6 protein-coding genes are annotated in these 7,085 nt (G+C 75.7%); all 6 read left to right on the forward strand.

Annotated features, from left to right (window positions below):
* The coding region (gene murD, locus ACFE60_RS16210; RefSeq protein ID WP_375389894.1) for a UDP-N-acetylmuramoyl-L-alanine--D-glutamate ligase at nt 1–1,204 on the forward strand (1,204 nt) is incomplete at its 5' end.
* Between the two features lie 18 nt (nt 1,205–1,222).
* Nucleotides 1,223–2,485 carry an FtsW/RodA/SpoVE family cell cycle protein gene (locus ACFE60_RS16215; protein ID WP_375389895.1) on the forward strand — a complete coding sequence of 421 codons (1,263 nt, stop codon included), beginning with the start codon at nt 1,223–1,225 and terminating at the stop codon, nt 2,483–2,485.
* Nucleotides 2,482–3,546: a glycosyltransferase gene (locus tag ACFE60_RS16220; RefSeq protein WP_375389896.1), complete on the forward strand. Its 1,065-nt coding sequence runs from the start codon at nt 2,482–2,484 to the stop codon at nt 3,544–3,546. The genes ACFE60_RS16215 and ACFE60_RS16220 overlap by 4 nt, the downstream gene beginning before the upstream one ends.
* 23 nt (nt 3,547–3,569) lie before the next feature.
* Nucleotides 3,570–4,976 carry a UDP-N-acetylmuramate--L-alanine ligase gene (murC, locus tag ACFE60_RS16225; protein ID WP_375389897.1) on the forward strand — a complete coding sequence of 469 codons (1,407 nt, stop codon included), beginning with the start codon at nt 3,570–3,572 and terminating at the stop codon, nt 4,974–4,976.
* A gap of 56 nt (nt 4,977–5,032) precedes the next feature.
* Nucleotides 5,033–5,860 (forward strand): cell division protein FtsQ/DivIB, encoded by an 828-nt coding sequence (locus ACFE60_RS16230; protein WP_375389898.1) that lies wholly within the window; start codon nt 5,033–5,035, stop codon nt 5,858–5,860.
* Between the two features lie 148 nt (nt 5,861–6,008).
* Nucleotides 6,009–7,085, forward strand: a 1,077-nt coding sequence (gene ftsZ, locus ACFE60_RS16235; RefSeq protein ID WP_375389899.1) for a cell division protein FtsZ, incomplete at its 3' end; no start/stop codon positions are given.

Consider the following 7,085-nt stretch of genomic DNA (forward strand, 5'->3'; position numbering starts at 1 on the left):
CGACGTGCCCGCGCTCGCCTGGGCCGCCGCATCGGGCGTGCCGGTGCTCGGCGACGTGGAGCTCGCGTGGCGCCTCCGCGACAAGGCGGGCGTCCCGGCCGAGTGGATCACGATCACCGGCACGAACGGCAAGACGACCACCACGCGGCTGACGACCGCGATGCTGACGGCGGGCGGGCTCCGCGCCCGCGCCTGCGGCAACATCGGCAGCCCGGTGCTCGACGCGATCCGGGAGCCCGACGGCTGGGACGTGCTCGTGGTGGAGCTGTCCAGCTACCAGCTGCACTGGATGGGCGAGGTCGCGCCCGCGGCGAGCGCCTGCCTGAACATCGCGGACGACCACCTCGACTGGCACGGCTCCGCCGACGCCTACCGGGCCGCGAAGGGCCGGGTGTACGAGCGCACGCGCCTCGCCTGCGTCTACAACGTCGAGGACCCGGTCACCGAGCGGCTCGTGCGCGACGCGGAGGTGCAGGAGGGCTGCCGCGCGATCGGCTTCACGCGCGGCATCCCGCGGGTGTCCGAGGTCGGGATCGTGGAGGAGGTGCTCGTCGACCGGGCGTTCCTCGACCAGCGGCGGACGTCGGCGCTCGAGCTGACGACCCTCCACGCGCTGCACGACGCCGGGCTCTCCGCGCCGCACGTCGTCGCGGACGTGCTCGCGGCGGCGGCCCTCGCCCGGGCGGTCGGGGCGGAGCCCCGGGCGATCCGCGACGCGCTCGTCGCCTTCCGGCTCGACCCCCACCGCATCCAGCCCGTCGGGGAGGCCGGCGGCGTGCGGTTCGTCGACGACTCGAAGGCGACGAACCCGCACGCCGCCGCTGCGTCGCTCGGCTCGTTCGAGCACGTCGTGTGGATCGCCGGCGGCCTCACGAAGGGGGTCGACGTCGAGCCCCTCGTCGCCGCCGCGGCCGGAGCGGGCCGGCTCCGCGGCGCCGTGGTCATCGGCCGCGACCCGGCCGCGTTCCAGCAGGCGCTCGCCCGACACGCGCCGGGCGTCCCCGTCACGGTGGTGCCCGACGTGGACACTGACCGGGTGATGCCGCTCGCGGTGGACGCGGCCAGGTCGATCGCCGAACCCGGCGACGTCGTGCTGCTGGCCCCCGCTGCGGCGTCCATGGACCAGTTCACCGACTACTCGGACCGCGGCGCGCGGTTCGCCGCCGCAGTCCGCGAGGCCCTCGCGCAGCCGGGCGGCGCCTGACACCACGGAGGAGGGCCGATGGCCACCGCCACCCGCACGGACTCCCTGGCGCCGGTCGTCCGGCTGCCGGTGCCGCGCCGCCCCGTGGTGCAGCGCATCTCGATCCCGTCGATCTCGTCGGTCGCGGGGGCCGACTCGCTCGCGCTCGGCGCGATCACGCTCTTCCTCGTCGTGTTCGGGCTGGTGATGGTGCTGTCCTCCTCCAGCGTGGAGGCGGGCGTCGCCGGGAACCCCTACGGCGACTTCACGACCCAGGCGGTCGCCGCCTTCGTCGGCATCCCTCTGATGCTCGCCATCGGGACCCGGCTTTCCACCGCGGTCCTCCCGCGCGTCGCCGGCTGGATCTTCGGCGGCGCCGTGCTGCTGCAGCTGGTCACGGCGCTCACGCCGCTCGGCACCAGCGTCGGCGGCAACCAGAACTGGATCCGGCTCGGCTCCATCAGCGTCCAGCCGTCCGAGTTCGTGAAGGTCGGCCTCGTCCTCATGCTCGCGACGTTCTTCTCGCGCCGCCCGGGCGAGCGACTCGGCCTGGTCGCGCTGCTGCCGGTGTTCGCCTTCTCCGGCCTCGCGATCGGCTCGGTCTACCTCGGCGGCGACCTCGGCACGAGCCTGATCCTCTGCCTCATCGTGCTGGGGGCCCTGTGGTTCGGCGCCGTCCGGCTGCGGGTGCTGCTGCTGCCCGGCGCGGTCGGCGCCGGCGGCCTCTGGCTGCTGGCGCAGATGAACGGCTCCCGCACCGGCCGCATCGCGGCGTGGAGCGAGGGGTGCGTCAGCGACATCCTCAGCACCCACTGCTGGCAGACGACGCAGGCGAAGTGGGCCCTCGCGAACGGCGGCCTCACCGGGGTCGGCATCGGCAACTCGGTGTCGAAGTGGTTCTGGCTGCCGGAGGCGGACAACGACTTCATCGCCGCGGTCATCGGCGAGGAGACCGGCCTGCTCGGCCTCCTCGTGCTGCTCGCCTGCTTCGTCGCGCTGGCCGTCGTGCTGCTGCGCATCTCCACCGGGACGAAGGACCGCTTCACCCGGGTCGCCGGCGGGATGCTGCTCGCCTGGCTGGTCGGTCAGGCGTTCGCGAACATCGCCGTCGTCGTCGGCGTCGCGCCGGTGTTCGGCGTCCCGCTGCCGTTCGTCTCCGCGGGCGGCTCGTCGCTGCTCGCGAACCTGGTCGCGGTCGGCTTCGTCATGGCGCTCGTCGACCGCCCGGTGACCGGCGGGCCGCGGCCCGCGGTCAGCTCGGACCACCCGGCCGCTCGCGGCGGCGCGGTGCGGCGGCCATGACCCGCTGGCTGCTCGCCGGCGGGGGCACCGCCGGGCACGTCAACCCCCTCCTCGCGGTCGCGGACCGGCTGGCGGAGGAGGGCGACGAGGCGCTGGTGCTCGGCACCGCCGAGGGACTCGAGTCGCAGCTCGTGCCCGAGCGCGGCTACGAGCTGCTGGTGATCCCGCGGCTCCCGTTCCCGCGGCGGCCGAACGCGGCGGCGGTGCGGTTCCCGCGCGCCGTCGCGGGGTCGATCGCGCTCACCGGCCGGTACCTCGCCGACCGCGGGATCGACGGGGTGATCGGGTTCGGCGGGTACGCCGCCGCGCCCGCCTACCTCGCCGCCCGCCGCAGGGGCGTGCCGATCGCGGTCCACGAGCAGAACGCGAAGCCCGGCCTGGCGAACCGGCTCGGCGCGCGCCTGACCCGCGCGGTCGGCGTCACCTTCCCCGGCACCCCGCTGCCGCACGCGACCCGCGTCGGCATGCCGCTGCGCCGGGAGATCGCCGCCCTGGACCGCCGGGCGCTGCGGGACGATGCGCTCGCCGCGTTCGGCTTCGACCCGGCGCGGCCGGTGCTGCTCGTGATGGGCGGCTCGACCGGCGCGCGCCGGATCAACGGCACGGTCATCGCCTCCGCCGCGGCGGTCGTCGGCGCGGGCTGGCAGGTGCTGCACCTCGCCGGCGGGAAGCAGGAGGTGACCGACCCGCAGCTGCCGGGGTACCGCCTGCTGCCGTACTGCGACCGGATGGACCTCGCGCTCGCGGCAGCCGACCTCGCCGTGTCCCGCGCCGGCGCGACGACCGTCAGCGAGTACTCGGCGGTCGGGCTGCCCGCCGTGTACGTGCCGTACGCCGTCGGCAACGGCGAGCAGCGCTTCAACGTCGCGGGCGTCGTCGCGGCGGGCGGCGCGGTGCTCGAGCCCGACGCGACGTTCACCCCGGAGCGGTTCGCGGCCGTCGTCCTGCCGCTGCTCGCCGACCCGGCACGGGTCGCGGCGATGGCGGCGGCGGCGACCGGCGACGGCGTCCGCGACGGCGCCGAGCGGATGACTCGCCTGGCGCGCGCCGGGCTGCGCTGAGGCGTCCGCGTACCCTCGGCCGCATGACGATCAAGCCCGATCTCACCGTCCCGATCCCGGCCCGGCTCGACCGGGTGCACTTCGTCGGGATCGGCGGCTCCGGCATGAGCGGCATCGCGAGGCTGTTCCTCGCCCGCGGCGCCACGGTCACCGGGTCGGACCGCACCAGGAACGCCTACACCGACGCGCTGCGGGACGCGGGCGCCACGGTCTCGATCGGGCACGACGCCGGCAACCTCGGCGACGTCGACGCGATCGTCGTGACCAGCGCCCTCTGGCCCGACAACCCGGAGCTGCTGGAGGCGCGCCGCCGCGGCGTCCCGGTGCTGCACCGCTCCCATGCGCTGAAGGCGCTGATCGGCGGCGACCGGCTCGTCGCGGTCGCCGGCGCCCACGGCAAGACCACGACGACCGGCATGGTCGCGGTCGCGCTCGACGCGCTCGGTGCGGACCCGAGCTTCGTCGACGGCGGCACCATCAAGGACTTCGGCACGTCCTCGCGCCTCGGCGACGGGGACGTCTTCGTCGTGGAGGCGGACGAGTCGGACGGCTCGTTCCTGCTGTACGACACCGCGATCGCGCTGGTGCTGAACGTCGACGCGGACCACCTCGACCACTACGGCACCGAGGACGCGTTCGACGACGCCTTCGTCGCGTTCGGCGACCGGGCGGCCGAGCTGCTGGTCATCAACGCGGACGACCCGGGCGCCCGCCGCGTGCGGGCGCGCATCGCGGACCGCGCCGTGCGCACGTACGGCGAGTCGGCGGACGCCGACGTGCGGGTCGTGGACATCACCACGGACGGCGCGGCGGGCGGCACCGTCGTCGCCGATGGCGCGACCGCGCGGATCCGCCTCCGGATCCCCGGCCGGCACAACGTCGTGAACGCGGCCGGCGCGATCGCGGTCCTGCTCGGCCTCGGCTACGGGCTGGAGGAGGCCGCTGCCGCGGTCTCGCGCTTCGGCGGCACCGGGCGCCGGTTCGACCTGCAGGCCCGCGTCGACGGCATCAGCGTCTACGACGACTACGCGCACCTGCCGGCCGAGGTGGACGCCGCGCTCACCGCCGCCCGCACCGTGGCGGGGGAGGGGCGCATCATCGCGGTGCACCAGCCGCACCTCTACTCGCGCACGCGGGCCATGGCCGGCCGCTTCGCCGAGGTGCTGGAGCGCACCGCGGACCACACCGTGGTGCTCGACGTCGACGGCGCCAGGGAGGACCCGGTGCCCGGCGTGACCGGCGAGCTGGTCGTCGAGCGGTTCCGGGATCCCGCCCGCGTCGACTACGCACCGGACTGGGCGCAGGCCGCCGACCTCGTCGCGCGGCTCGCGCGTCCCGGCGACTTCGTGGTCACCTTGGGCTGCGGCTCGGTCTACCGCATCGTGCCGCAGCTGCTCGAGGCGCTCGGCGATCGGGCGCCGGCTCGGTGACGCCGCCTCCGAGGCCCTCGGCCCCGACCGGGCTCGGCACCGCCCGCCCGCCCGCGATGCCGCAGCGCACGGCACCGGGCCCGCCGGTGCCGCTGCCGGTCGCGCACGACGCGCACCCGCCGCGCTCGGCCCGCGACGACCGCCGCGCGATCCGCGCCGCGGTCCGGCGCCGGAGGCGCGCGGAGGCGGCCGAGCGGCGCGGCGCCGGCGCGCGCCGTCCGCGGCTGGTCCTGACGGCCGTGCTCGGCGTCGGCGTGCTGCTGGTCGGCGTGCCTGCCGCGCTCGCGTTCGGCCCGGTGTTCCCGGTGCGCACCATCGCGGTGCGCGGCGCCTCCGACGCGCTGGCCGCGCAGGTGCGGCAGGCGCTCGCCGGCGAGCTCGGCCGGCCCGTCGCGCTGGTCGACGACGCGCAGGTCGCGGCCGCGCTCGCGGCGGTGCCCGCCGTGGAGCGGTTCACCCTCGTCCGCAGGCCCCCGGACACGATCGAGCTCGTCGTCGTGCCGCGCACGCCTGTCGCGCAGCAGCGGACCGCGTCCGGCTGGGCGCAGGTCGACGCCGCCCACGTGGTCGTGTCGACCGCGCCCGCCCGCACGACCCTGCCCGTGGTGACGGTCCCGCAGGGCGCGGACCGCCCGGCCGCGGCGTACGCCTCCGCGACCGCCGCCCTCGCCGCGCTCGCCGGCACGTTCCCCGCCGTCTCCGACGTCACCGCGACCAGCCCCGACGACGTCGTCCTCACGCTCGCCGGCGGGCTGCGGGTGCGCTGGGGCGGCGCCGAGGACGGCGAGGCGAAGGCGGAGGCGCTGCACGCCGCGCTCCGGTCCGCCGCGAAGGGCGCGACCCGGCTCGACGTGTCCTCGCCAGGCGTCGTCCTCACCCGCTGAGCCGGCCGCCCCCGGCGCGTCGCGAGCGCCGCCGGAGGACCTGCGCCTACCGTCGACCTCGGCGGAAACCCCTGATCATCAGGAGATTCACCTTCAACTTGAAGTTGAGCCGTACCCGATCGCACCCCAGCAGCACCGGAAGGTCCTCGTGACGTCGAACCAGAACTACCTCGCGGTCATCAAGGTCGTCGGCGTCGGCGGCGGCGGCGTCAACGCCGTCAACCGGATGATCGAGCTGGGCCTCCGCGGCGTCGAGTTCGTCGCGATCAACACCGACGCGCAGGCCCTGCTGCTGTCCGACGCGGACGTGAAGCTCGACGTCGGCAGGCAGCTGACCCGCGGCCTCGGCGCCGGCGCGGACCCGGAGGTGGGCCGCCGCGCCTCCGAGGACCACGCGGAGGAGATCGAGGAGGCGCTCGCGGGCGCCGACATGGTCTTCGTCACCGCGGGGGAGGGCGGCGGCACCGGCACGGGCGGCGCCCCGGTCGTGGCCCGCATCGCGAAGTCGATCGGCGCCCTCACCATCGGCGTCGTGACGAAGCCCTTCGCGTTCGAGGGCAAGCGGCGCCTGCAGCAGGCGGAGCGCGGCGTGCAGGCGCTCGCGAACGAGGTCGACACGCTGATCGTCGTGCCGAACGACCGGCTGCTCGAGATCAGCGACCGCGGCATCTCCATCGTGGAGGCGTTCGCGACCGCGGACCAGGTGCTGCTCGCCGGCGTGCAGGGCATCACCGACCTGATCACGACGCCCGGCCTGATCAACCTCGACTTCGCCGACGTGAAGAGCGTCATGCAGGGCGCCGGCAGCGCCCTGATGGGCATCGGCTCGGCGAAGGGCGCCGACCGGGCGATCAAGGCCGCGGAGCTCGCGGTCGCGTCGCCCCTGCTGGAGGCGTCGATCGACGGCGCCCACGGCGTGCTGCTGTCCATCCAGGGCGGCTCGAACCTCGGCATCCTCGAGATCAACGACGCCGCCCGCCTCGTGCAGGAGGCCGTTCACCCCGAGGCGAACATCATCTTCGGCGCGGTCATCGACGACGAGCTGGGCGACGAGGTCCGCGTCACGGTCATCGCCGCGGGCTTCGACGGCGAGAACTTCCGCGAGAAGCGCGACGCCCGGCGCACGAACTTCGTCGAGACCGCGCGCCCGGCCACCGGCGCCTCGCCGATCGCGGGAGCGACGGCAGCTGCCGGTGCCGCCGCGTCCGCCGCCTCCCCGGCGACG

It is taken from the genome of uncultured Amnibacterium sp. (genome assembly GCF_964245895.1).
GTDB lineage: Bacteria > Actinomycetota > Actinomycetes > Actinomycetales > Microbacteriaceae > Amnibacterium.

What these genes read in the sequence shown, in the direction of transcription:
- ACFE60_RS16215 (WP_375389895.1), top strand. Translation starts at nt 1,223, where the DNA reads ATGGCCACCGCCACCCGCACGGACTCCCTGGCGCCGGTCGTCCGGCTG.
- ACFE60_RS16220 (WP_375389896.1), top strand. Translation starts at nt 2,482, where the DNA reads ATGACCCGCTGGCTGCTCGCCGGCGGGGGCACCGCCGGGCACGTCAAC.
- murC (WP_375389897.1), top strand. Translation starts at nt 3,570, where the DNA reads ATGACGATCAAGCCCGATCTCACCGTCCCGATCCCGGCCCGGCTCGAC.
- ACFE60_RS16230 (WP_375389898.1), top strand. Translation starts at nt 5,033, where the DNA reads ATGCCGCAGCGCACGGCACCGGGCCCGCCGGTGCCGCTGCCGGTCGCG.